The organism is Gelidimonas diazotrophica, from assembly GCF_055694025.1.
Map to the genome: position 1 here is coordinate 2,230,102 of NZ_CM146349.1, position 24,763 is coordinate 2,254,864.

Genomic DNA, 24,763 nt, shown 5'->3' on the forward strand with positions numbered 1-24,763 from the left:
GATTAGCGATACGCGGCATCAGCTGCGCGAGCTGCAGCGATTTCATTTTCATAGCGGTCACCGACAGCCAGCAACATTTCTTTTGTGTAGTACAAATCACCACGTTTTTCACCGTGGTATTCAAGAATGTGCGTTTCTACAATTGAATCAACTGGGCAAGATTCTTCGCAAAAACCGCAAAAAATACACTTTGTCAAATCTATATCATAACGAGTGGTTCTTCTCGTTCCATCTGCGCGCTGATCAGATTCAATTGTAATCGCCATGGCAGGGCAAACTGCCTCACAGAGTTTGCATGCAATACAACGTTCTTCACCATTAGGATAACGACGTAAAGCATGCAGTCCGCGAAAACGGGGTGATTGCGGCGTTTTTTCTTCGGGAAACTGAACCGTAATCTTGCGTGCAAATAAATATCGTCCGGTCAATGCCAAACCTTTGAGCAACTCTCGGAGCATTAAACTACCAAAAAAATCCTTAACGGCTTCCATAAGATATCAGCCTCAACTTTCCAATTACTTCCAAATATTCAAAGACGTCTGCATCCAGACAGCAACAATAACCAAGTATGCCAAAGTTAGCGGAATAAATACTTTCCAACCGAGACGCATAATTTGATCGTAGCGATAACGTGGGAAAGACGCGCGCGCCCATATAAAAATCGACACGACCAAGAATGTCTTGATTCCAAGCCAGATCCATCCCGGAACCCAATTAAGCAAGACAGAATTGATTGGTGATGCCCAACCCCCAAGGAACATCAATGATGCCAGTGCAGAGATTAGAATCATGTTGGCATATTCAGCCAAAAAGAACATAGCAAATGACATTCCTGAATATTCAACCAAGTGACCAGCAACAATTTCCGATTCGCCCTCCACCACATCGAATGGATGCCTATTAGTCTCTGCAATGCCTGAAATCACATAGACAACAAACATCGGAAACAAGGGAAGCCAGTTCCATGAAAGAAAATTCAGCCCTTTGTCAGCAAAATAACCACTGGATTGAGTCATCACAATATCAATAATATTAAGACTTCCTGAAACCATCAGTACAATTACCAATACAAATCCCATGGCTATCTCGTAAGAGATCATTTGAGCGGAAGCCCTCATGGCACCTAAAAATGCATACTTTGAATTGGATGCCCATCCGGCAATAATGACGCCGTATACTTCCAGAGAGGTTATCGCCATAACAAATAGCAATCCCGCGTTTACGTTCGCCAAGACAGTCTCAGGACCAAATGGGATAACCGCCCACGCCGCTAATGCCGGCATAATTGTCATGATAGGGGCGATCACAAATAATATTTTATTTGCTTTTGCCGGGACAATAATTTCTTTCAACAATAGTTTCAACGCATCTGCAATCGGCTGCAGCAGACCGGCAGGACCTACTCGATTGGGTCCTATGCGTACATGCATCCAGCCAATTAACTTGCGTTCCCACAGTGTCAAATAAGCAACGCAAGCCATAACAGGCAGTACGATACAAATTATTTTCACTAAGTTCCAGACTAGAGGCCACAAGAAACCGAAGAAATTTTGTCCAGTCGCTTGAATTGTGACAAGCATTTGATCCATTAGCCACGCTCCACAGAAACAGGACCAAACATTGCACCAAGCATTGCCGTCGAAGGATGTCCAGCCGCCACTCTTACTACATGTTCTGGCTGACCGACGCCAATTGCTGCCGTCAATAAGGCGCTACCTGCACCTTGGCGTACGACAACTCGGGCATCATTTTGCAATCCAAGTTTTGCAAACAGAGTGGCCGACAAATAAGCTACTGGTACCGCTGCATCGGAAGTCTTTTGAAGCGAAGCAGCACGTCGTACTATCGCATCTGTGAAATAGATCGGCACATCTGCAATCCGTTGTAGACCGGGTTTCTCTGTGACTGGTGAATTCAATTGTGCTCTAGCGTTGTTATTCAAACGTCCAGTAACAATTCCATCACCAATAATTTCATCACGAATAACTTCAGAGGATTCATAATTAAACTCAGGTATATCGAGCAAGTTGCCCAATACCCGCAACACTTTCCAGCCAGGTCGCGCTTCGCCAAGTGGTTTAACCGTACCATTGAAGCTTTGTATGCGCCCTTCGCAATTCACGTAGGAACCAGATGTTTCAGTAAAAGGTGTTATCGGCAGCAAGACATCGGCATAATCAAGAGCATGTTTAAATGCCGACATCACTACTACCATTTCAGCCTGTTCCAAAGCGTCATTCGCCACTTGCGGGTTGGCACAATCGACAGCAGGTTCTGCGTTCAATAACAGGTATGCTTTGCGCGGCACCGATAAAAACTGTGCTGCATTCGTCCCGTTTACCGGAATTGCATTAGCCAAGTAACCGCCTACGGTATTGGCAGCTTCCGTCAAATAACCAAATTTAGAGCCAGTATTATCGGAAAGCCACTCTATAGCCGCATGCAGTTGTGCGGCATGCGGATGTTGTGAAGCGGCATTACCGAGAAAAATTGCTTTAGGTAGATCTAGCAACAATCCAGAAGCAATATTTTTTGCTTCATTGGATGGTTCCAAACTGGCAAACTGCGCAGGAACAGTAATATTTTTTTCTTGCGATACGGCAACAATTATTTCACCCAATATAGATAACCAGTCAGTCGGCGCCTGGATAATTTTATTTGAAATAGGGATTAACAAGTCATCGTCGGTTGCATGCAGAATATTTAACTTTGCCCCTAGCTTGACTGCCTGACGCAAACGCGAGGCTAATAGCGGATGATCCTTGCGTAAAAATGAGCCAACGACAAAAACTTGCTTTAACTGCGCAAACTCTGCAATCGACATGCCTAGCCAGGGCGTAATTTTTCCATCAAGCGAAAAATCCGACTGGCGGAGGCGAAAATCAACGTTATCGGAACCGATTCCCCTGACAAGTTTTTGCAACAACGACAACTCTTCAAGGGTTGAATTCGGTGTGGCAAGCGCAGCAAGCGCATCGCCACCATGTTCATTCTTAATGTTTTGTAAGCCATGTGCAACGTATTCCAACGCTGTCTGCCAGTCCGTTTCCTGCCACAGGTCACCCTGTTTAATCATCGGTTTGGTAAGGCGATCTTCGCTGTTTAGACCCTCATACGAAAAACGATCCTTATCCGACAGCCAGCATTCATTAATGCCCTCGTTTTCGAGCGGCAGAACGCGCATCACCCTATTATTTTTAACTTGCACGACAAGATTTGCGCCTAGACCGTCATGGGGACTAACAGACTTTCGCCGTGATAATTCCCAAGTACGTGCGGTGTAACGGAAGGGTTTTGAAGTCAGCGCCCCTACTGGACATAAATCGATCATGTTGCCAGATAACTCAGAGTCAACTGTCTTGCCCACAAATGCAGTTATTTCGGCATGTTCACCACGATTTAGCATGCCGAGTTCCATCACGCCAGCGATTTCCTGGCCGAAACGTACGCAGCGGGTGCAGTGAATGCAACGCGTCATTTCCTCCATCGAAATCAGGGGACCGGCGTCTTTATGAAATACGACGCGTTTTTCTTCATGGTATCGTGAGGAGGAGGCGCCATAGCCAACTGCCAGATCCTGAAGTTGACATTCACCGCCCTGATCGCAAATTGGGCAATCCAACGGATGATTTATCAGCAAGAATTCCATTACCCCTTTTTGGGCCTTGACAGCCCTCTCACTCTTCGTGCGCACTATCATTCCGGATGTAACGGGCGTTGCACATGCTGGCAATGGCTTGGGCGCTTTCTCAACCTCGACCAGGCACATGCGGCAGTTCGCTGCGATCGACAATTTCTTGTGATAGCAAAAATGTGGAATATAGGTGCCAAGTTTATTCGCAGCATCCATAACCATGCTGCCTTCTTGCACTTCTACTTTTATACCGTCTATTTCGATTTCGACCATGGCTTTACTTTTACCTAACCTGGCTTATAAGTATGCGGGCACCAAGCAATGCTTATGCTCGATGTGATATTCAAACTCTTCGCGGAAATTCTTGATGAATGCACGTACTGGCATTGCTGCAGCATCACCCAGCGCACAAATCGTGCGCCCTTGAATGTTGTCGGCAACGGAATTGAGAATATCCAAATCCTCAGGTCGGCCTTCGCCATGCTCGATCCTATGCACCATTCTGTACATCCAGCCGGTGCCTTCGCGGCATGGGGTACATTGCCCGCACGATTCTTCAAAATAAAAATACGATAAGCGCAGCAACGATTTGACCATACATCTAGTTTCATCTAGAACGATCACCGCGCCTGAACCAAGCATCGATCCGGCTTTTGCGATCGAATCGTAATCCATGTCAGTAGCCATCATTGCATCACCAATTATCACCGGCGCCGAGGACCCACCTGGAATAACCGCCTTGATTTTTTTTCCGTCGCGCATTCCCCCAGCCAGTTCCAACAAAGTGGCAAACGGCGTACCCAACGGAATCTCATAGTTGCCTGGTTTTGCCACGTCGCCGGATACCGAGAAAATTTTGGTACCGCCGTTATTCGGTTTGCCTATTGCCGCATAAGCTTCGCCGCCAAGACGAAATACGAAAGGTACCGCTGCAAATGTTTCAGTATTATTGATCGTGGTCGGCTTGCCATATAAACCGAAACTGGCAGGAAAAGGTGGCTTGAATCGGGGTTGGCCTTTTTTTCCTTCCAATGACTCCAGCAATGCAGTCTCTTCACCGCAAATATATGCCCCGTAACCGTGGAATGCATGCAACTGAAATTTAAAACCGGCTCCGCAAATATTGTCGCCCAACATGCCGGCCGCACGCGCTTCCTCAAGTGCTTCTTCAAAGCGCTCATATTCAGCAAAAATTTCACCATGGATATAGTTGTATCCAACAGTGATTCCCATCGCGTAAGCACCTATAGCCATACCTTCAATTAAGGCATGCGGATTATAACGAATGATGTCACGGTCCTTGAATGTGCCAGGCTCCCCTTCATCCGTGTTACACAGCAGATATTTTTGCCCTGGAAACTGGCGTGGCATAAAGCTCCACTTCAGTCCCGTTGGAAATCCAGCGCCCCCGCGACCACGCAAAGATGAGCTTTTTAATTCTGCAATGACCTGCTCTGGCGTGATTTTTTCGGCAAGGATGCGTTTGAGGGCTTCATAGCCGCCACGCTTGACGTAATCACCCAAGTGCCAGTTAGTGCCATCGAGTCCTGCCAGAATGAGTGGATCAATGTGCCGATTATGAAGACTCGTCATTTCTTCAATTCCTCCAACAGCACGTCGATACGGTCATTGGACATATGACTACACATACGCTTGTTATTTATTATCATTACTGGTGCGTCGCCACATGCTCCCATGCACTCACCTTCAAGCAGAGTGAATTGGTCATCGCTCGTAGTTTCTTTGTAATCAATGCCCAGTTTTTGCTTCAGATAGTGTGCGGCACGTTCGCCACCGGACAAGGCGCACGGCAGATTGGTGCATACCGTAATCTTGTTTTTTCCAACCGGTTTAAGGTTGTACATGTTGTAAAACGTTGCCACTTCCTGGACCGCAATAGCGGGCATGCCCAGATAACTTGCAATATCCTGCAGCACTTCCGGCGCTAGCCAACCTGTTTCATCCTGGGCAATAGCCAATGCAGCCATGACCGCAGATTGTTTCTGGTCGGCAGGAAATTTCGCAATTTCGCGATCAATTTTCTTATACGATTGTTCTGATAACAGCATTATTTTTGCCTCAAATATCGACACGCATTTAACGGTCAATCTCACCGAACACAATATCCTGAGTACCAATGATTGTTACCGCATCAGCAAGCATATGACCTCTTGCCATTTCATCCAGTCCTTGCAGATGCGCGAATCCTGGCGCGCGAATCTTGAGACGATAGGGTTTATTGGCACCATCGGAAATCATGTAGATGCCAAACTCGCCTTTCGGGTGCTCAATCGAAGCGTAAGCCTCTCCAGCAGGAATATGAAAGCCTTCTGAAAACAGCTTGAAGTGATGAATTAGCTCTTCCATGTTGGATTTCATATTGACGCGGCTTGGTGGTGCAATTTTATTGTTATCGGTCATGACCGGACCCGAATTGTTGCGCAACCAATCAATGCATTGCTTGATGATATTGTTGGATTGACGCATTTCTTCAATCCGCACCAGATAACGATCGTAGCAATCGCCATTGACGCCCACTGGGATATCAAAATCCAGCAAGTCGTAAACTTCATATGGCTGTTTTTTACGCAAATCCCACTCGACACCGGAACCGCGCAACATCGGCCCCGTAAATCCCATGGCTTTTGCACGTTCCGGAGATACCACACCAACTCCCACCAGACGCTGCTTCCAGATGCGGTTATCCGTCAGCAATGTCTCATATTCATCAACGTAGGTTGGAAACCGGTTTGTGAAATCCTCAATAAAATCCAGCAATGAACCTTGCCGATTTTGATTTAACGCCTTGATAGCCTTTTCGTTGCGCAGAATTGATGCTTTGTGTTGCGGCATGGAATCAGGAAGATCCCGATACACACCGCCCGGGCGATAATAAGCAGCATGCAAACGCGCGCCAGAGACTGCCTCATAGCAATCCATTAAATCTTCACGTTCACGAAACGCATATAGAAACACGCCCATAGCACCCACATCAAGAGCATGCGCGCCCAACCAGAGCAAGTGATTCAGCAGGCGGGTAATCTCATCGAACATCACGCGAATATACTGCGCACGCAAAGGCACTTCCAGACCGAGCAACTTCTCGATTGCCATCACATAGGCATGTTCGTTACACATCATCGACACATAATCGAGACGATCCATGTAAGGAACCGATTGCAGATAAGTTTTTTGTTCAGCTAGTTTTTCTGTGCCTCGGTGCAATAAGCCAATGTGCGGATCGGCACGCTGTATCACTTCACCATCGAGTTCCAGAACCATGCGCAAGACACCATGCGCGGCAGGGTGCTGCGGGCCGAAATTGAGTGTGTAGTTTTTAATTTGAGCCATTATTCATCCCGTAATTTTCTTCACGAATCACGCGTGGCGTAATTTCACGAGGCTCGATCGTCACTGGCTGATAAATCACTCGCTTTTGCTCTGGGTCGTAGCGCATTTCGACGTAACCGGAGACCGGGAAATCCTTGCGGAACGGATGGCCGATAAAACCATAATCAGTCAGAATTCGACGCAAATCAGGATGACCATCGAACATAATGCCAAAAAAATCAAAAGCTTCACGCTCGTACCAGTTTGCCGAATTCCATATAGTAATAATGGAAGCCAGCAGCGGCACCTCATCGTCCGGCGCGAATACCCGTACACGCAAACGCCAGTTATGCTCCATGGAAAGCAGATGCGAAACCACTGCATAACGCGATCCGTCCCATGCGCCATCACCATACGTCGAATAATCGACGCCACATAAATCAATCAACTCATCAAAACGCAGATCAGCATGTTCGCGCAAGGCGCGCATCACCGACAAATAGTTTGACGCCGCCACCAGCATAGTGATTTCACCAAAAGCAACCGTCAGACCCTCGAGACGATCCGCGATCACACTGCGCAAAGCAGCCTCAAGCGATTCCAGTTTTGTCATCATTTTCAATCGATCATCCTATTAGCGCGCAATGGTATTGGTGCGCTTGATCTTGTTTTGCAACTGCATGATGCCGTAGAGAAGCGCCTCCGCTGTCGGCGGACAACCTGGCACATAAATATCTACTGGCACAATGCGATCGCAACCACGCACTACCGAATAGGAATAATGGTAATAGCCACCACCATTGGCACATGACCCCATGGAGATTACCCAACGCGGCTCAGCCATCTGGTCATATACCTTACGCAGTGCCGGAGCCATCTTATTGCACAATGTACCAGCCACAATCATCACATCCGACTGCCGCGGTGACGGGCGAAAAACTACGCCAAAACGATCCATATCGTAACGCGATGCGCCTGCATGCATCATTTCAACAGCACAGCAAGCCAAACCAAACGTCATAGGCCACATAGAACCCGTGCGCGTCCAATTAATCAACTTATCTGCCGTTGTGGTGACAAAACCCTCGTTTAATACGCCTTCAATCGACATGACTCACTCCCAATCAAGGGCACCTTTCTTCCAGATGTACCAAAAACCGACAGCGAATTCAACGATAAACACTGACATCGTTACAAAGCCGGCCCAGCCAAGATCGCGCATTGCTACGCCCCAGGGAAAGAAAAACGCAGTTTCCAGATCGAACAAAATAAACAGAATTGCGATCAGGTAGTAGCGCACATCAAACTTCATGCGCGCATCTTCGAAAGCTTCGAAGCCGCACTCGTAAGGAGATAGCTTTTCAGCATCAGGCGAATGAGGTGCCATCAGGCGACCCAGCACCTGCGGCACGATACCGACGCCGATACCAACCAGAATAAATAACAGAATGGGGAAGTAAGTTTCGAGGTTCACATTTTTCTCGTAATTGCGCTGGACGCATACCGCCTGAAACAACAGGCCAAACAGCTTTCTTCTCAATAAAAAGCCAGCTTAAGATTTCTTATGCTGGCCTCTAAAATTTTGGTGCCGGCGGCGAGACTCGAACTCGCACAGCTTTCGCCACTACCCCCTCAAGATAGCGTGTCTACCAATTTCACCACGTCGGCACTAGTCCTACATTTTAACTCGCTTAACATCTTTGTTCAATGCACAATTGCAGCTAAGTATTATGCAAACGCATTATTTTCTAACTTATTTAGGAATCTGACCTGCATTGCCTGTAGCAGGCGCAGGGGTCTTGGTAACGCCCGCTGGACTCGGCTTCGGCACACTATCAGCAGCCGGTGCCGGTGCCGATGTTGCAGGAAAATTATCCATGACGCCACCCGTAGGGACAGTACCTTTATTGCTGAAATAAGCCAAAGCCAAAGTTGCGCTGAAGAAAATTACTGCAGCTAAACCGGTCGATTTCGACAAAAAATTTGAAGAGCCCGTGGCGCCGAACAAACTGCCGGACGCCCCAGAACCGAAAGCGGCGCCCATATCAGCACCTTTGCCGTGTTGCAACAAAACTAGCGCTATGATTGCCAGCGCAGACACGATCTGCACTACAACGATGGTAGTAAACAAGGATTGCATTTAACAATTTCCAATCTTATAAAAATCTATTATTTTTAATGCCGACATTCAACCATCAGGCTGAATGCACGATTGCCAGAAAATCCGCCGAATTCAATGCAGCGCCACCGATCAAACCGCCATCGATATCAGGCATTGCGAGTAATTCTCGTGCATTATCAGGCTTCATGCTGCCGCCATATAGAATTCGCACTGCTCGCGCCAATTCGCCATTTTTTTGCGCCAGTTTGGCGCGCAATATCGCATGTACGTCCTGCGCCATTTCTGGCGTTGCAGTTTTGCCCGTGCCAATAGCCCATACCGGCTCGTAAGCGATCACCACTTTCCCCAGATCAGCATCATCAATCGCCGCTAGCAGGACGTCCATTTGAGCGCCGACCACAGCTTTAGTTTGCCCTGCCTCACGCTGCGCAAGAGTCTCGCCAACGCACACAATCGGCGTCATGCCGGATTGGATGACGCGCTGCATTTTCAACGCAACCAACGCATCGGATTCGCCATAATAGGCGCGCCGCTCCGAGTGTCCCAGTATCACGTACTTGCAGGAAAAATCCTGCAACATGGATACAGATATTTCACCGGTGTATGCACCTGCAGCATGCGCAGAAACGTCTTGCGCTCCCCAGCCCGACCCGCTGCCCGTCAATTCTGATTGACATTGTGCAAGATAGACTGCCGGTACGCAGACCGCCACTTCACAGCCTGACTGTGACAACCCTACCTTGATGCCCGCCAACAACGCGGCATTCGAGGCCAGATTCCCATTCATTTTCCAGTTTCCACAAACAAGTTTGCGACGCATATCAGCCCAAATTTTCAATAACCCCGCATTCTAGCCCGTTGCCACGGGGACGGTCAAACTTCAAGGCTAACTTATCGATGCGTAGCATGTCAGCATGCAATTTTCACGAAGAACTGTCCTGGACAACTGTTCCTTCAAGCCAAATTTATCGAGCAATTAATCAGCGTTTTTCTTGCCCCATACACAATCGCCTCTGGTCTCTTTATCAAGGCTAATTAAAATGGCCTCATGTTCGGCAAGCTCTTCCGCTGTAGCGCAAACGCGGATGACATCCGCTAGCGGCGGCATTTCCGTAACGGTGCCGCTGGCAAGTTCTTGCTCCGGGGCTACCAGATCGATGGAAAAACTGTTTTGCCCGCGCGTCAGAGCTAGATAGACTTCGGCCAGCAATTCCGCATCCAGCAGCGCGCCATGCAAGGTGCGATGCGCATTCGAAATGCCATAGCGGTCGCACAGGGCGTTCAGTGAGTTGCGTTTGCCTGGGTGCAATTCTTTTGCCTGCACTAGCGTATCGGTAATTTTTCCTGTGTAAGTATCAAAGTTCTGCAAATCGAGGCGTTTAAGTTCGGCATTCAGAAACGCCAGATCGAAAGGCGCGTTGTGGATAATGATTTCAGCGCCGTTGACATAATCCAGCAAATCGTTTGCGACTTCTGCAAATTTGGGCTTGTTGCTCAAAAACTCGGTCGTCAAGCCATGCACTGCAAGCGCACCCTCTTCCGAGTCGCGCTCCGGATTGATGTAAAAATGCAGATTATTGCCGGTAAGGCGGCGGCTCAGAAGCTCTACGCAACCGATTTCAATAATGCGGTCGCCCGAGCGCGCGTTCAAACCGGTTGTTTCTGTATCGAGGAGAATTTGCCGCATAGTCACTTTTACCTGCTCATGGCATCTACACATACTTATCTAGTGTATTTTTTTATAGCCAATATTATATTGCGGAAATAATGCTATTTTACGGCATACTCCATATGTTAAATTTATAGGATGGATTCCACGCCAAGATTGGCGAGCGCATCGGCGCGTTCATTGCCGACATGGCCGGAATGTCCGCGCACCCAGCGCCATTCAATACGGTGTCTGGCTTGCTCGGCATCCAGGGTTAGCCATAAATCGACGTTCTTAACCGGCGCTTTGGCAGCGGTTTTCCAGCCGCGCGCCTTCCAGCCTTTGATCCACTCGGTAATCCCCTTGAGCACGTACTGGCTATCGGTATGCAGCACCACTTCGCACGGCCGGTTGAGCGCCGCCAATGCTTCGATGATGGCGGTCAACTCCATCCGGTTATTGGTGGTATTTAATTCGCCGCCAAATAATTCCTTCTGTTTTCCATCGGCTACTAGCAGTGCGCCCCAGCCACCTGGTCCCGGGTTGCCCTTGCAAGCGCCATCTGTATATATTTCAATTTTATCCATTGTTTTTTCTGCTGATTTTATTAGCGACTGGCACGCGGTTGCCCGCTTGCACTGGTTTTTTGCTCCAGACCGGGCCGATCAGATGCATGCCTTTGACACGCTTGATTGCCTGTACCATATAAACCGCGCCAAAATACGGCCACCAGCGATCACCCGCTTTTTCCATGAAGGCAAAACGCTGCAGCCACTGGTCGGTTTTGCAGGGCGGCACATAGCAACCAAAATGTCCACGACTGACTTCCATGTTGAGCAACTTGAGCCAATCTTTCAAACGCGGCAGGCTGATGAATTCCCCATTCTGCGGCAAAAAATGCGCTCCGCTGAGTCGTCCCACCACCTGCCGAATACCCCAAAGACTGGCTGGATTAAAGCCGCTGATGATGACCTGCCCTTCCGGTATCAGGACGCGCTCCACCTCGCGCAGAATCTGGTGCGGCTCCTGGGCGAACTCCAGCACATGCGGCAACACCACCAGATCCAGGCTTTGCGACGCAAAGGGCAGTTCGGAAAAATCATGCAGTAGCGTAATCGGCAGCGTCGCCTGTTTTGGGAAATGGGTGTTCGTCAGCCACCGGCGCGGCATCCTGTTGGCGTTCAGCGCGGCTATTTGTGGCAGTCCTATCTGGACTGCATTGAAGCCGAAAATATCCACAGTCAATGCATCAAAGCGGGCCTGTTCCCAGGCGCGCAGGTATGCGCCAGCCGGTGTATCGAGCCAGGAACCGAGCGCTATAATGGATTTTTGTGATGACGGATATGCCATGTCTACCGGACTTCCCAAACCTTTGATTGTATTAGCTGTACCTGCATTTAACGATAATTATCTATGGCTGATACACGATACACATTCTGCCGTGGTGGTCGATCCCGGTGATGCGGCGCCCATTTTAGCTGTACTCGCCAGCCTGCACCTGAAACTGGTCGCTATTTTGCTGACGCACCATCACGGTGACCACGTTGGTGGCGTAACGCAATTATTACAGCACTTCGCGGTGCCGGTATATGGCCCGGCAAACGAGACTATCACAGGCGTGAGCCAGCGGTTGTCGCAAGACGATGGCGTGACTGTACCTGAACTGGGGCTGCAATTCTCGGTGCTGGAGGTGCCTGGTCATACTCTGGGGCATATCGCCTATCTGGCGCCGGAGCAGGGCTGGCTATTTTGCGGCGACACACTGTTTGCCGGCGGTTGCGGGCGTTTGTTCGAGGGTACGCCGGCGCAAATGCGCGCCTCCCTGACTAAGTTGGCGGCATTGCCGGATTCGACGCAAGTCTATTGCGCGCATGAATATACCCTCGCCAACTTGCGCTTTGCGCTGGAAGTCGAACCGGAAAATGCCGCCCTGGCGTTGCGCTTCGAGCGCGAACAAGAAAAACGCGAACAGGGATTGGCAACCGTGCCATCGACCATCGGGCTGGAAAAAGCGACTAATCCTTTTTTGCGCGACCAGACGCCGGCCATCGTCGGGCGCCTGATCGCCAGCGGCAGGCTGCGGGAGAATACGCCGGTAGCTGCATTTGCTGCGCTGCGCGAATGGAAAAACACTTTCCGTTGATATTTCTCTAACTATAGGGCGGTGCAGACTGCCAAAAAGACACTTTTTTCTTGTTAAAAAAAATACAATAAAAAAACTCTGGAAAATATTTATTGCAAAGCTGATACCAGGCAGGTAAGTCAAACGTAAAAATGTAATATTGCTTGCGCGATAAAAGGCAGCTACGTACACTCCAACGATTGAATTTATACCCTTAAAGACGATGATTCAGCCAAACCAAATCAATCCCATGTGCCGATTATCTCGATTATCCCGATTCCCCCTACTCCCACTCAAGCTTGCGCTGCTGCTGTGCATCAGCGCCCCCTTCCTAAGTCAAGCTAACGACATCACGATTTCTTCCGCCATCATGGCGCCTGGAACCGCATTTGGCGGCGACGAGAACGATGCTGCGCAAGTGCTGGCGATGGAAGAAGTCGACGTCTGGGAGCGCATCCGTACAGGTTTCAGTATCCAGGACCTGGACAGCCCGCTAGTGGCCAGCCAGGCGGCGCTCTACAGCGCCAACCCGGAATATTTTTTGCGCACCACCAAACGCGCATCGCGCTATTTATTTCATGTAGTGCAGGAACTGGACAAGCGCGGCATGCCGACCGAACTGGCGCTGTTGCCTTTTGTCGAATCCGCTTTCAACCCGGAAGCCTATTCCAGCGCCAAGGCATCCGGCATGTGGCAATTCATTCCTTCTACCGGTTTGATGTTCAAGCTCAAGCAAACCATGTTCAAGGATGAACGGCGCGATGTTCTGGCATCGACTGACGCTGCCCTCAATTATCTGGAGAAGCTGTACGGCATGTTCGGCGACTGGCAGCTGGCGCTGGCAGCCTATAACTGGGGTGAAGGCTCGGTGCAGCGCGCCATGAAGAAGAACGAAGCTGCCGGCAAGCCGACTGATTTCAATGGCCTGTCGAATCTGATGCCGGCAGAAACCCGCAATTACGTTCCGAAATTGCTGGCAATTAAAAATATCATCGCCGATCCGGGGCACTATGGCATCAACTTGCCAAAAGTGGAAAATCAGCCGTATTTCGTCACCATCAATAAAACCCGCAACATCGACATCAAGATCGCAGCCCAGCTGGCGGAATTGCCGATCACTGAATTCAAGGCGCTAAACCCCCAGTTCAATCGCCCGATCATCATCGGCGGCGAGAAAACCCAGATTTTATTGCCGCATGAAAACGCTGAAAAATTCCAGCGCAATCTTGCCAAATGGCAGCGTCCGCTCTCCACCTGGACTTCGATCACCGTCGGCACCCGCGAGCGGATCGAAAACATCGCCCGCATGTTCGGTACCAAGGCTGAAATAATTCGCGAAGTCAACCATATTGCGCAAAAAATGGTGCTCAAGGCCGGGTCCACCATCCTGGTGCCGAAAGTCATCGATACCTTCTACAACGACATCACTTCCGACATTGCAGACAATGCCACCATCTCGGTCGAGCCGGATCATCCCGATACCAAAAACATCGTCGTCAAGGTAGGCAAGCGAGACAGCCTGATCTCGATCGCGAATCGCTACCAAGTCTCGATTGCGCAACTCAAGGACTGGAATAGCCTGAACCGCGACCAGCTGAAATTCGGGCAGCGTCTACGTCTGCAGGTGCCATTTGCCAGCAATACGGGTACGGGCCGCAGCAGCGCCCGCGCCAGCAGCCGCCGCGTCAAGGCCCCCAGCAAGAAACGCAACCGTTAATTCCGTCATTCCCCCGGCATCCCGGGCTACCGATGATTCCATCGGCGGCCTGATGCGCTGGATTACGATGCGTAAAATCCAATAGCCCGGTACGTCCGCGGCCGGATATTTCCACCAATCGATAATTTCCGGCAAACCATTCCAGGTTGGCCGGAAACTCCATGCTCGCGCATTCATTCATACATTTATATATCTATCATGTGGTTCAAAAATCTCCAGTTGTATCGCCTTGCCCTCCCCGTAAATCTGACTGCCGAAAGCCTCAATCTGGCTCTGGCAAAGCTGGCTTTCGGGCCGTCCACCAGCATGGACCTGCAAAATCAGGGCTGGGCCTCGCCGCGCGACAATGACTTGCTGGTGCACACAGTCAACGGCCAGTTGCTGATCATGCTCGGCACCGAGAAAAAGCTTTTGCCGGCCTCCGTCATTAACCAGGTATGCAAAGCCAAGGCCGCAGAACTCGAAGAACAGCAGGGATTCAAACCCGGCCGCAAGCAAATGCGCGATCTCAAGGAACAAGTTACCGACGAATTGCTGCCGCGCGCATTCAGCATCCGGCGCAACACCTGGGCCTGGATCGATCCGGTCAATGGCTGGCTGGTGGTGGATGCGGCCAGCCCGACAAAAGCCGATGAACTGCTCAAGCCGCTGCTGAAAGTGGTCAACGATGTACAGCTGCACAGCCTGCGAGTTGCGCAATCGCCGGTGGCGGCCATGACGTCCTGGCTGGTGGCCGACGAAGCGCCGGCGGGTTTTACCATCGATCAGGATACCGAATTGCGTTCAGCCGGCGAAGACAAGGCTGCAGTGCGCTACGTCAGCCACACCATCGATCCGGACGATGTACGGCGTCATATTGCCGCCGGCAAGCAATGCACGCGGCTGGCGCTGACCTGGGCCGACCGGATTTCATTCGTGCTGACCGAATCGCTGGCGATCAAACGCGTCACCGCGCTGGATGTTATCAAGGAAAACTCCGACAGCAAGATGCAAAACGATGAAGAACGTTTCGACTCCGACTTTGCGCTGATGACCGGCGAACTCAACCGTATGCTAGGCGACCTGGTGGCAGCAATGGGAGGGGAAACACCGCAGCAGCCGTAGCCGGGTCGCGCTCTAAATTGCCCGTAAAATCTTCATTTTGCGTCGAATATAGGCCAAGTACAGGCCTCGGCAACATAACAATATATGTCGGAGTATAGCCATTAATATGGCTATTTCCGCGTATATAGTGGGCGTATTAAAAAATACTGGCACATTTATTGATTTATGCCAATCTTTTAAAGATGCACCTGCCTCGCAAACGGATTGCGATCTGCACCATCATGCTGCTTTCCGGCTGCACGGCCACAGACTTTAGAGCCTGCCATCTACAGAAATAGGTTCCAATACCTGTCTTTCCATCTGTCGATGCGTTTGCAACCACTATGATCAATCCACACTACCCTCACCTGCTGGCACCGCTCGACCTTGGCTTCACCACTCTGCGCAATCGGGTGATGATGGGTTCGATGCATACCGGGCTGGAAGACCGTTTTTACAATTACGCCAAACTCGCCGCCTACTTCCGCGAACGGGCGCGCGGCGGGGTCGGCCTGATCGTCACCGGCGGAATTTCACCGGACCGGCGCGGCTGGTTGCTGCCGTTCGGCGGCACGCTCAATAGCGTATTCGATCTCTGGAATCATCGGCGCGTGACTACCGCCGTGCATCAGGAAGGCGGCAAAATCCTGATGCAAATCCTGCATGCGGGACGTTACGGCTATCAGCCGTTGGTGGTTTCTGCCTCGACAGTAAAATCGCCGATTTCAAAATTCCGCCCGCGTGCATTGAGCGAAAAAGGCATTGAAAGCACCATCCGCGATTACATCCGCTGTGCCCGACTGGCGCAGCGTGCCGGTTATGACGGCATCGAAATCATGGGTAGCGAAGGCTATCTGCTGAATCAATTTCTGTGCGCCCGCACCAATCTGCGCACCGATCGCTGGGGCGGCACCATCGAAAACCGAATGCGCCTGCCGGTCGACATCGTGCGCCGGGTGCGCGCTGCGGTCGGCGGCAATTTCATCATCATGTATCGCCATTCTCTGCTGGACTTGATCGATGGCGGCAACAGCTGGGATGAGGTGGTGACGGTTGCCAAAGCGCTAGAACAGGCCGGCGTGACCATCATGAATACCGGCTACGGCTGGCACGAAGCGCGGGTGCCGACCATCGTGACCTCGGTGCCGCGCGCTGCTTTTCGCAGCGTGGCAGCGCGTCTGCGACAGGAATTATCGATCCCGGTAGTGGCTTCCAACCGCATCAACATGCCGGCCGAAGCCGAAGACATCCTGCGAAACGGCGACGCCGACATGATTTCGATGGCGCGCCCATTTCTGGCCGATCCTGATTTCGTCAATAAGGCCGCCAACGGCCGCAGCGACCAGATCAATACCTGCATCGGCTGCAACCAGGCCTGCCTCGACCACACTTTCGCTAACAAGCGCGCCAGTTGCCTGGTCAATCCACGCGCCGGGCACGAGACCGAACTGGTGTATGCAAAAACTGCCAAGAAGCGCCGGGTGGCAGTAGTCGGCGCCGGTCCGGCCGGCTTGTCAGCCGCCACCGTGGCCGCCGAATGCGGCCACGATGTAACGCTGTTTGAAGCCAGCGCGGGCATCGGCGGCCAGTTCAACATGGCCATGCGGGTGCCCGGCAAGGAAGAATTCAGCGAAACGATCCGTTACTTCAGCCGCCAGATCGAACTGACTGGCGTCAAGCTGCAGCTAAACCAGCGCGCCACCCGCGAACAGTTGATGGCGCAAGGTTTCGACGACATCATCGTCGCCACCGGAATCAAGCCGCGCACGCCGCGCATCGATGGCGTCGGTCATCCGAAAGTATTGTCATACATCGATGTGTTGCGCGACCGGGCGCAAGTCGGCAAGCGGGTTGCGATCATCGGTGCCGGCGGCATCGGTTTCGATGTCGGCGAATACCTGCTGCATGATTCTGAAGTGGCGTTGCCGGTACCGCTGGCGCACTGGGCCGGCGAATGGGGTGTGAATTTGAACGCCGCATCCGATAGCGGCAATGGCGGCCTGGTTGCGCCGAAACTGGAAGCGCCGCTGCGGCAGATTTACCTGCTGCAGCGCAAAGCCAGCAAACTGGGCGCCAGCCTGGGCAAGACTTCCGGCTGGGTGCATCGCGCCACGCTTCAGCGCAGTAAGGTGGAAATGCTGGCCGGCGTCGGTTACGACAGGATCGATGATCAAGGTCTGCACATTACAGTCGATGGGAAACCCCGCTTACTGGAAGTCGACCACGTCATCCTGTGCGCCGGACAGGATGCGCTGGCCGAATTGATGCCGGCAGAAAAATCGACCGGCGGGCCAAGATTTCATCTGATCGGCGGCGCGGCACTGGCAACGGAACTGGATGCGAAACGAGCGATTCGCGAAGGTGCGGAACTGGCGGCACGGCTGTAAGCAGCAATATACAAGACGGGAGTACCACTAAAAATAGTGGCGCTCCCACATTTTTTCAGGGCGTTTTTAAAAATACTCACTAACATACAGGCAGCCCGGGCTGGCGCTCGCCCAGACTACGCAGGCTTAATCCGCCGTCGGCACCAGCAAGGCCAGCTGCGCTGCATCCAGATAACACCACTCGCCCTCCTCCAGCCCCAGCGCTTCCAGCGTCAAGCCGCCGATTGCCCCCCGGTGCAGCGCGGCGCAATGGTTGCCGGCAGCCGCCAGCATGCGCTTGACCTGATGATATTTGCCCTGCTCCAGCACGATTTCCAGCGTATGCGTATCGCGTTGGCGGCAAGTTACTGCCGCCAACGGTGCAGGTTCGTCAATCAGTTGAACGCCGGCCAGCAATTGCGCCACCAGTTCCTCGGTTACCGGCTCGGCGGTGGTGGCGACATACACCTTCGGGATATGCCGCTTCGGCGACGATTGCGCATGAATGAAAGGGCCGTCGTCCGACATCAGCAGCATGCCGGTGGTGTCGTGATCGAGCCGGCCAACCGGTTGCACGTCGCGCCAGGTGAACTGTTCCGGCAGAATGCTGAGTACGCCGGGATGATGGCTGGGCTTCCTCGAGCATTCAAAATCGGCCGGTTTGTTGAGTGCGATATACACGTGCTCGCGGTACGGCCAGACTTCGTCGAAGATGGTCAACTCCAGCCCATCGGTCTCGATCTGAGTCCGATGATCGGTCACCGCCACACCGTTAATGCTGACTTCGCTATCGGCAATCAATGTGCGGCACCATTTGCGGGTTCCGAAGCCTTGCGACTGCAGGATGCGGTCCAGGGTCAATTTGCTCATGACCTTATACAATCGCCGCCTGTTTGGCCAACTGCACCTTGTCGTAGGCCGCCAACAATTGCTGGTGCATCTCGCAACCATCCAGATTCATGCCCAGAGTTTGCAGACCGTAAAAGCGATCTTCCCTGCCCAGCAAAGCTTGGGCCTGCGCCAGCGTTTCAGCGCCATACAAACTCTGCAGTGCGGCCTCGAACGGCGCGCTGTCTTCCAGCCCGATCAGACTTTCGATGCAGCGATAGACGCGCTGCCGGCCTTCGTTCAATTGATTGAAATTGCGGATCCAGTCGCAGCCTTCGCGGATCGCTTCAGTGTCGCCAATCGCCAGCGCCAGCAAGGTTTTCAGCTCGCCGATACGCAATTCCTTCCACAGCGAAGCGGCATCGGCCGCCAAGCCGATTATGGCGGCTACCGGGCGCTGCTCGGCCAGGCCGAGGTCGTTGAGCGTACTGAGCAAGTCGGCGCATTCTTCATCGTCGAGTTCCTGCAGGTGCAGGATCGGTTCGCGGATCGCATTGCCGATGCTGCTGTTATCCCATTCCAGGTCTTCGACCGGATAGATGTCGGACATGCCGGGCACCAGGATGCGGCAGCCGTAGACGCCCAGATGGGTGAAGTCGGCAATGTAGATGTCGTGCTGCATGTCGTGGATTTTGGCAATCGACCAGGCGTAATCTTCGGCGGTGGTGGTGCCGAAATTCCAATCGTGGAAGGCGAAATCCGGCGTGTCTTTGAGGAAGTTCCAGCTGATGATGCCGCTCGAATCGACGAAGTGGATTTCCAGATTTTGTGAGTGGGCGATTTCTTCCAGATCGAAACCCGGCTCAGGAAAGCCATCCAGCGATGACAATGCGCGGCCTTGCAGCAGTTCGGTCAATGCGCGTTCGAGTGCGATCTCGAAGCGCGGATGGGCGCCGAAACTGGAGAAGCAGCCTTGATCGTTTGGATTGAGCAGGGTCACGTTCATGACCGGATATTGGCCGCCGAGCGAAGCGTCTTTGACCAGGATGCCAAAACCGACGGCGCGCAGATCGCGGATACCGGCCGCGATGCGCGGGTAGCGGTTGATCACTTCTTCCGGCACGTCCGGCAGGCAGATGCCTTCGCGGATGATGCGGAACTTGACGTCGCGTTCAAAGATCTCGGACAGCGCCTGGGTGCGCGCTTCGGCCTGGGTATTGCCGGCCGACATGCCGTTGCTGACATACAGATTGCCGATGATGTTGACCGGGAACCAGACCGTGACGCCGTCGCGCTGACGCACATACGGAATCGCGCAAATGCCGCGCTCGGCATTGCCGGAGTTGTAATCGACCAGCATCTCGGCGGCGATGCTGCCTTCCGGGTTGTAGAACTGCTGCAACTTGGGCGTCAACAGTTCCTGCGGCCAACTGTCCTCATCCTCCTCCAGCGCAAACCAGCGTTCTTGCGGGTAATGGGTAAACGCTGCGTTGGCATTTTTTTCGCCCAGATAATAATGGGTCCAGAAATAATTACAAGACAGGCGTTCGAAAAACTCACCCAGCGCGCTGGCGCGCGCAGCCTGCTCGGATGCGCCCTTGCCGTTGGTAAACATCAGCGGACAGTCGCGATCGCGGATATGCACCGACCAGACGCCTTCGATCGGGTTCAGCCAGGAGCGTTCTTCGATATGGAAACCGCGTGACAGCAGTTTTTCTTGCATGGACTGAATGGAAAATTCAAGCGAGGCATCTTTGCCTACGATAAAGTGTTCGGTTTGCATGATGGTTCTGCCTTTGGCAGCGTTAAGAAATAAGATAAAGCAGATTAAGAGCGTAAAGCGGGGCGCGAAGCACCCGGTGAATAAACGCTGCTCCTTCCGGCAGGCCCGCAGTGTAGCAGCCTGCGCAAAATCACATCGTTTAGCTCTGCTGCGACAGATTCACGCCTAGCGCCGCAAGGCCATCCAGCATTTTCGCAAATGCGGCGTCAACCTGTTGCGGCTGGCCTTTTACGCCAAGCTCGATATGGCGGCGGGTTTGGGCATCGCCCACGCTGGGCAGGCTAAATACCTTGATCAGCGTGAATTCAGCTTCGATTGCTTCCATCAGCGGCGTCAGGTTCGATTCCATTGCGTCAAATACCAGCACCGATTTCTCCAGCCGCGCTTCCCGATGGAATAAATGCGGGTACTCGGTATCGAGCACCAATTCGATCATCGGCCCGACCATCACCGGGAATCCGGGGACGAAATGATGATGTTCAAATGAAAACCCGGGAATTTTATTGAACGGATTTGGAATAATTCTGGCGCCTTGCGGAAATTCGCCCATTTTCAAGCGCTGCAAATGTTCCGGCGAAGTCAAGTCTGGCGCAGTTCCGGCTTCAACCGCCATCTCCGTAATGCGCTCCTGAATCTTCGCTTTCGCCTGCGGATGCAACACCAGCGGCAAACCCAGCGCAGCAGCGGCGCATTGACGGGTATGGTCGTCGGGCGTGGCGCCGATGCCGCCGCAACAAAAAACAATGTCGCCGCTGGCAAACGTGCGGCACAAAGTCGCTGTAATGCGCGCACGCTGGTCGCCGATATATTCGGCCCAGCCCAATTGCAATCCGCGCGCCGACAATAGCTCGACCACTTTGGGGAAATGCTTGTCAACCCGCTTGCCTGACAGAATTTCGTCACCGATGATAATGAGTCCGATAGCCATGGTTTTGAGTCTCTTAGAATGGAAGAAGCGATATCAGGTGATATCAATTGAGGTCAGTTGATGTCATTGCGCATTATTTGCGGCGACTGGCTGCCTGCAATATCGGCGGCCCTGTATTTTTGCAGCGCTGCAAGACAATAATACTGGAACCACAAACCGGTGAACACGAACACCAGCACATACAACCAGATCGAACCGGCAGCCAGCAGCGGGAAAAAAATTACGGACAATGCGCCGCCCAGCCACAGTAAGGTGGGAGCCGCACCCATCGCACCGCTCACCGCGCCGATCATTAGCAAAGGCCAGCGGTGGATGCGCAAAATCGCCTGGCGTTCCTCGGCATCGGCATAATCAGCCAGCGCATCGTAAGCCATCACGCGATAAGTCAGCCAGCCCCACAATAGCGTCAGAATAATGAAAGTCAGCGGCGGCACCAGCGACAGCGGCAAGGTAAGCAGCCACAAAAGCACGAAGATGATGAACGATGAGCCCGACATCCACAGGCTGCCCCAGAACGAGCCTCCCTTTCGTGCTTCCAGCGCAGGAAAATGGCGCTTGCCGACATGTTTGACGATCAGCGGCATGGAAACTAAGCCAATGCACAACAAGGCCGTCAAAATCATCAACGGCAGCAACAGCCACATGGCAATCAACGGCACCAGCACCGTCTTCAATGCCCCCAGGCCCAGCATCACCAGTACATTGCCGGAAATCCGGAAGCCGTCATTTTCAAGAAAATAACCTTGCAGCCAATCAATTAATGGCTGCAGTCCTTGCCACAGCACCAGGCCCCAAATTATCACTGACAGCAAAAACGGCAAGATAGTCAGCAACAACATCCGGTAGTGCATTTGCGACAGGAGCGCCCTGCCGAAAGCAATTAATACTGGGCGCATCAAAAAATCCTTTATGGGCAAATGCTGATACGAATAAGCGGTCAACTGCTTAATTTTAGATTAAACCAGCGAAAGCATATTTTACATTGGGCGACTAATGCAGCCGGACTTGCTTGCGAGTACGGCGCATAGTGCGCTGCGTACAGCAGAAGCCCAGCATTCTGATTATCGATATCGCGCAACGATAAGCGGCATCTTTCCTGCCACGACATCATGCGGTCACAAATAGCCTCTATCGTGCTGTACATAGTTGCATACCAGAATTTATTACAACTACGTCGCGCTAAAAATGATCATTTTGTCATTATCAAAACCATCAATTTCCGGAAAACCATCCAATGAATCAGATCAGTACTGAAAAATCCGTCACCGCTTTCAAGTCAGCGTGCGCGCATTCACATCGATCAACGGAAACCGAGCAAATTTTGCTGGAGCGACTACACGAGATCATCGATTCGCAACTGTTGAGCGCACTCTTTCAACCCATAATCCAGTTGCAAAACGGCGAAATCATTGGTTATGAAGGGCTCATTCGCGGACCGTCCGATAGTCCTTTGCACTCTCCCCTGAATTTATTCAAGGTGGCATGGGCCAACAATCTGACCGTCAAACTGGAACATCTGTGTCGTCAAGTTGTGCTGAAAAAATTTGCCGAACTGGATTTGCCTGGAAAATTATTCCTCAACGTCAGTCCGGAGTGTCTTTTGCAGCGCGACGCCAAATATGGCCAGACGCTGGATCTGATTCATCAAATCGGCATACATCCTGAGCGCGTCATCATCGAACTCACTGAAAACCAGCCGACCTATGACTATCAGTTACTGGGCCAGGCGGTCACGCATTATCGTCAGATGGGGTTTCAGATTGCCATTGATGATCTGGGCGAAGGTTTTTCCAGCTTGCGCCTGTGGTCCGAGTTGCGCCCCGAATATGTAAAAATCGACATGCATTTTATCCAGGGCATTGACAACGATCCGGTCAAGATGCAATTCGTCAAATCGATCCAGGAAATAGCTGAAAAATCCGGCACCAAGGTCATTGCAGAAGGCATTGAAACACAGGCGGAGATGCTGCTGGTGCGCAGTCTCGGGGTAGCGCACGGTCAGGGTTACCATATTGCGCGCCCACATGCGCAGCCAGCAATAGTGCTGTCGGCCGAAGTAGAAAATGTTCTGGGCCACAACGATGCGAATCTTTCCGCAAAAAATTGCAGCCAGCGGCAAAACAACATGAGCGCGATAAAGTTACTGCATCAATTGCCGACTGTAGCGCCAGATATGCTGAACAATCAGATTTATGAAATGTTCCTGGCTAACCCTGCATTGCAGATCATTCCGGTTGTCGACGATGGCAAACCGGTAGGCTTGATTACCCGTGAAAACCTGATTGAGCGCTTCTCCAAGTTGTATCAGCGCGAACTGTATGGCAAAAAACCCTGCAGTGGCTTCATGGATCGCAAACCGCTCATAGTTGACAGAGATACCAGCCTGCAAGAGTTGAGCAACATCATCGTCAAAGCAGATCGTCAACAGTTCACCAACGGCTTCATCATCACTGAGAAGGGGCGCTATCTGGGCATGGGTACCGGCCAGGATTTTGTACGCGAGATCACCCAGATGCAGATCAACGCGGCGCGCTATGCCAACCCGCTCACCTTGTTACCGGGCAATGTACCGATCAGCGAACGCATCGATCAACTGCTGAAAAGCGGAAGCCATTTTTACGCCTGTTACTGCGATCTGGATCACTTCAAGCCGTTCAACGATGCCTATGGATACCGGCGCGGAGACGACGTTATCCAGTCAACGAGCCAGATTCTGATCGACAAAGTCGATCCCGAGCTGGACTGGGTTGGTCATATTGGAGGAGACGATTTCATCGTCTTGCTGCAAAGCCGAGATTGGCAAGCGCGCTGCGACGCGATTCTGCAACAATTCGCCAGCATGATTCAAAGCTATTACAGCATTGAAGATCGCGAACGGGGCGGTTATCTGAGCGAAGATAGGCAAGGCGTCAAGGTGTTTTGCCCATTGATCAGCCTGTCAATCGGTATCGTCAAGGTTGAACCAGGCAAGTTTTACTCGCATCACCAGATTTCCACTGCGATAGCCGAAGCAAAAAAACAAGCCAAGAAAATATCCGGCAACAGCATTTTCGTTGACAGGCGACTCGGCCCTGCGTCTGCACCTTTGCCACGCAATATTGCCGCGCTTCTCGCTGAAACTCATTGAAAATTCGTGCCTGCATTGCTGCATCACAATAAAAAAATCCACTGAAATAATTCAGTGGATTTTTTTATGTACCGT

At 51.9% G+C, this 24,763-nt stretch carries 23 protein-coding genes and 1 tRNA gene; 5 read left to right on the forward strand and 19 right to left on the reverse strand.

The window, feature by feature from the left end; all coding sequences use genetic code 11:
* Positions 1 to 2: 2 nt before the first annotated feature.
* The 15 genes from nuoI to KGFNPO_RS10450 form a co-directional block, all read right to left on the reverse strand.
* Entirely contained in the window at positions 3 to 491 is a 489-nt protein-coding gene (nuoI, locus tag KGFNPO_RS10380; protein WP_472612962.1) for an NADH-quinone oxidoreductase subunit NuoI, read from the reverse strand.
* 24 nt (positions 492 to 515) lie between these two features.
* The gene (gene nuoH / locus KGFNPO_RS10385; protein WP_472612963.1) at positions 516 to 1,589 is read right to left on the reverse strand and encodes an NADH-quinone oxidoreductase subunit NuoH; all 1,074 of its coding nucleotides are present in this window, start codon (positions 1,587 to 1,589) and stop codon (positions 516 to 518) included.
* Complete coding sequence (gene nuoG, locus KGFNPO_RS10390) at positions 1,589 to 3,907, reverse strand: NADH-quinone oxidoreductase subunit NuoG (protein WP_472631216.1); 2,319 nt, start codon at positions 3,905 to 3,907, stop codon at positions 1,589 to 1,591. The genes nuoH and nuoG overlap by 1 nt, the downstream gene beginning before the upstream one ends.
* Before the next feature lie 24 nt (positions 3,908 to 3,931).
* Positions 3,932 to 5,227: an NADH-quinone oxidoreductase subunit NuoF gene (nuoF, locus tag KGFNPO_RS10395; RefSeq protein WP_472631217.1), complete on the reverse strand. Its 1,296-nt coding sequence runs from the start codon at positions 5,225 to 5,227 to the stop codon at positions 3,932 to 3,934.
* Positions 5,224 to 5,703: an NADH-quinone oxidoreductase subunit NuoE gene (nuoE, locus tag KGFNPO_RS10400; protein WP_472631218.1), complete on the reverse strand. Its 480-nt coding sequence runs from the start codon at positions 5,701 to 5,703 to the stop codon at positions 5,224 to 5,226. Before nuoE ends, nuoF begins: the two co-directional genes overlap by 4 nt.
* Before the next feature lie 28 nt (positions 5,704 to 5,731).
* On the reverse strand, positions 5,732 to 6,985 hold the full coding sequence (locus KGFNPO_RS10405; protein WP_472631219.1) for an NADH-quinone oxidoreductase subunit D: 1,254 nt from the start codon (positions 6,983 to 6,985) through the stop codon (positions 5,732 to 5,734).
* A complete protein-coding gene (locus KGFNPO_RS10410; protein WP_472631220.1) occupies positions 6,972 to 7,580 on the reverse strand; it encodes an NADH-quinone oxidoreductase subunit C in 609 nt (202 codons plus the stop codon). Before KGFNPO_RS10410 ends, KGFNPO_RS10405 begins: the two co-directional genes overlap by 14 nt.
* Positions 7,581 to 7,598: 18 nt before the next feature.
* Positions 7,599 to 8,075, reverse strand: a complete 477-nt coding sequence (locus tag KGFNPO_RS10415) for a NuoB/complex I 20 kDa subunit family protein (RefSeq protein ID WP_025917902.1) — start codon at positions 8,073 to 8,075, stop codon at positions 7,599 to 7,601.
* 3 nt (positions 8,076 to 8,078) lie between these two features.
* Positions 8,079 to 8,438, reverse strand: a complete 360-nt coding sequence (locus KGFNPO_RS10420) for an NADH-quinone oxidoreductase subunit A (protein WP_472631221.1) — start codon at positions 8,436 to 8,438, stop codon at positions 8,079 to 8,081.
* Between the two features lie 109 nt (positions 8,439 to 8,547).
* Positions 8,548 to 8,632 (reverse strand) — tRNA-Leu (locus tag KGFNPO_RS10425).
* 85 nt (positions 8,633 to 8,717) lie between these two features.
* Positions 8,718 to 9,104 (reverse strand): preprotein translocase subunit SecG, encoded by a 387-nt coding sequence (gene secG / locus KGFNPO_RS10430; protein ID WP_472631222.1) that lies wholly within the window; start codon positions 9,102 to 9,104, stop codon positions 8,718 to 8,720.
* Between the two features lie 55 nt (positions 9,105 to 9,159).
* Positions 9,160 to 9,906 (reverse strand): triose-phosphate isomerase, encoded by a 747-nt coding sequence (gene tpiA / locus KGFNPO_RS10435; RefSeq protein WP_472631223.1) that lies wholly within the window; start codon positions 9,904 to 9,906, stop codon positions 9,160 to 9,162.
* A 156-nt stretch (positions 9,907 to 10,062) separates the two neighbouring features.
* A complete protein-coding gene (gene dnaQ, locus KGFNPO_RS10440; RefSeq protein WP_472631224.1) occupies positions 10,063 to 10,773 on the reverse strand; it encodes a DNA polymerase III subunit epsilon in 711 nt (236 codons plus the stop codon).
* Between the two features lie 113 nt (positions 10,774 to 10,886).
* The gene (rnhA, locus tag KGFNPO_RS10445; protein ID WP_472631225.1) at positions 10,887 to 11,321 is read right to left on the reverse strand and encodes a ribonuclease HI; all 435 of its coding nucleotides are present in this window, start codon (positions 11,319 to 11,321) and stop codon (positions 10,887 to 10,889) included.
* Positions 11,314 to 12,084: a class I SAM-dependent methyltransferase gene (locus KGFNPO_RS10450; RefSeq protein WP_472631226.1), complete on the reverse strand. Its 771-nt coding sequence runs from the start codon at positions 12,082 to 12,084 to the stop codon at positions 11,314 to 11,316. The genes rnhA and KGFNPO_RS10450 overlap by 8 nt, the downstream gene beginning before the upstream one ends.
* Between KGFNPO_RS10450 and gloB the strand changes: the two genes are divergently transcribed.
* The 4 genes from gloB (at position 12,083) to KGFNPO_RS10470 (ending at position 18,043) form a co-directional block, all read left to right on the forward strand.
* On the forward strand, positions 12,083 to 12,877 hold the full coding sequence (gene gloB, locus KGFNPO_RS10455) for a hydroxyacylglutathione hydrolase (RefSeq protein WP_472631227.1): 795 nt from the start codon (positions 12,083 to 12,085) through the stop codon (positions 12,875 to 12,877). The genes KGFNPO_RS10450 and gloB overlap by 2 nt on opposite strands.
* Before the next feature lie 229 nt (positions 12,878 to 13,106).
* A complete protein-coding gene (locus tag KGFNPO_RS10460; protein ID WP_472631228.1) occupies positions 13,107 to 14,573 on the forward strand; it encodes a transglycosylase SLT domain-containing protein in 1,467 nt (488 codons plus the stop codon).
* Between the two features lie 198 nt (positions 14,574 to 14,771).
* Positions 14,772 to 15,677 carry a recombination-associated protein RdgC gene (locus KGFNPO_RS10465; RefSeq protein ID WP_472631229.1) on the forward strand — a complete coding sequence of 302 codons (906 nt, stop codon included), beginning with the start codon at positions 14,772 to 14,774 and terminating at the stop codon, positions 15,675 to 15,677.
* Between the two features lie 323 nt (positions 15,678 to 16,000).
* Positions 16,001 to 18,043 carry an oxidoreductase gene (locus KGFNPO_RS10470; RefSeq protein ID WP_472631230.1) on the forward strand — a complete coding sequence of 681 codons (2,043 nt, stop codon included), beginning with the start codon at positions 16,001 to 16,003 and terminating at the stop codon, positions 18,041 to 18,043.
* A gap of 126 nt (positions 18,044 to 18,169) precedes the next feature.
* Here the strand turns inward: KGFNPO_RS10470 and KGFNPO_RS10475 are convergent, their stop codons facing one another.
* The 4 genes from KGFNPO_RS10475 to KGFNPO_RS10490 form a co-directional block, all read right to left on the reverse strand.
* Positions 18,170 to 18,892, reverse strand: coding sequence for a pseudouridine synthase (locus tag KGFNPO_RS10475; protein WP_472631231.1), 723 nt, complete (start codon positions 18,890 to 18,892; stop codon positions 18,170 to 18,172).
* Between the two features lie 4 nt (positions 18,893 to 18,896).
* Positions 18,897 to 20,633: a 30S ribosomal protein S12 methylthiotransferase accessory factor YcaO gene (ycaO, locus tag KGFNPO_RS10480; protein ID WP_472631232.1), complete on the reverse strand. Its 1,737-nt coding sequence runs from the start codon at positions 20,631 to 20,633 to the stop codon at positions 18,897 to 18,899.
* Positions 20,634 to 20,772: 139 nt separating this feature from the next.
* Entirely contained in the window at positions 20,773 to 21,561 is a 789-nt protein-coding gene (locus tag KGFNPO_RS10485; RefSeq protein WP_472631233.1) for a competence/damage-inducible protein A, read from the reverse strand.
* 53 nt (positions 21,562 to 21,614) lie between these two features.
* Entirely contained in the window at positions 21,615 to 22,457 is an 843-nt protein-coding gene (locus KGFNPO_RS10490; RefSeq protein WP_472631234.1) for an EI24 domain-containing protein, read from the reverse strand.
* A gap of 338 nt (positions 22,458 to 22,795) precedes the next feature.
* Here KGFNPO_RS10490 and KGFNPO_RS10495 point away from each other — a divergent pair, with 338 nt between their 5' ends.
* Positions 22,796 to 24,688 carry an EAL domain-containing protein gene (locus tag KGFNPO_RS10495; RefSeq protein ID WP_472631235.1) on the forward strand — a complete coding sequence of 631 codons (1,893 nt, stop codon included), beginning with the start codon at positions 22,796 to 22,798 and terminating at the stop codon, positions 24,686 to 24,688.
* Positions 24,689 to 24,763: the final 75 nt, after the last annotated feature.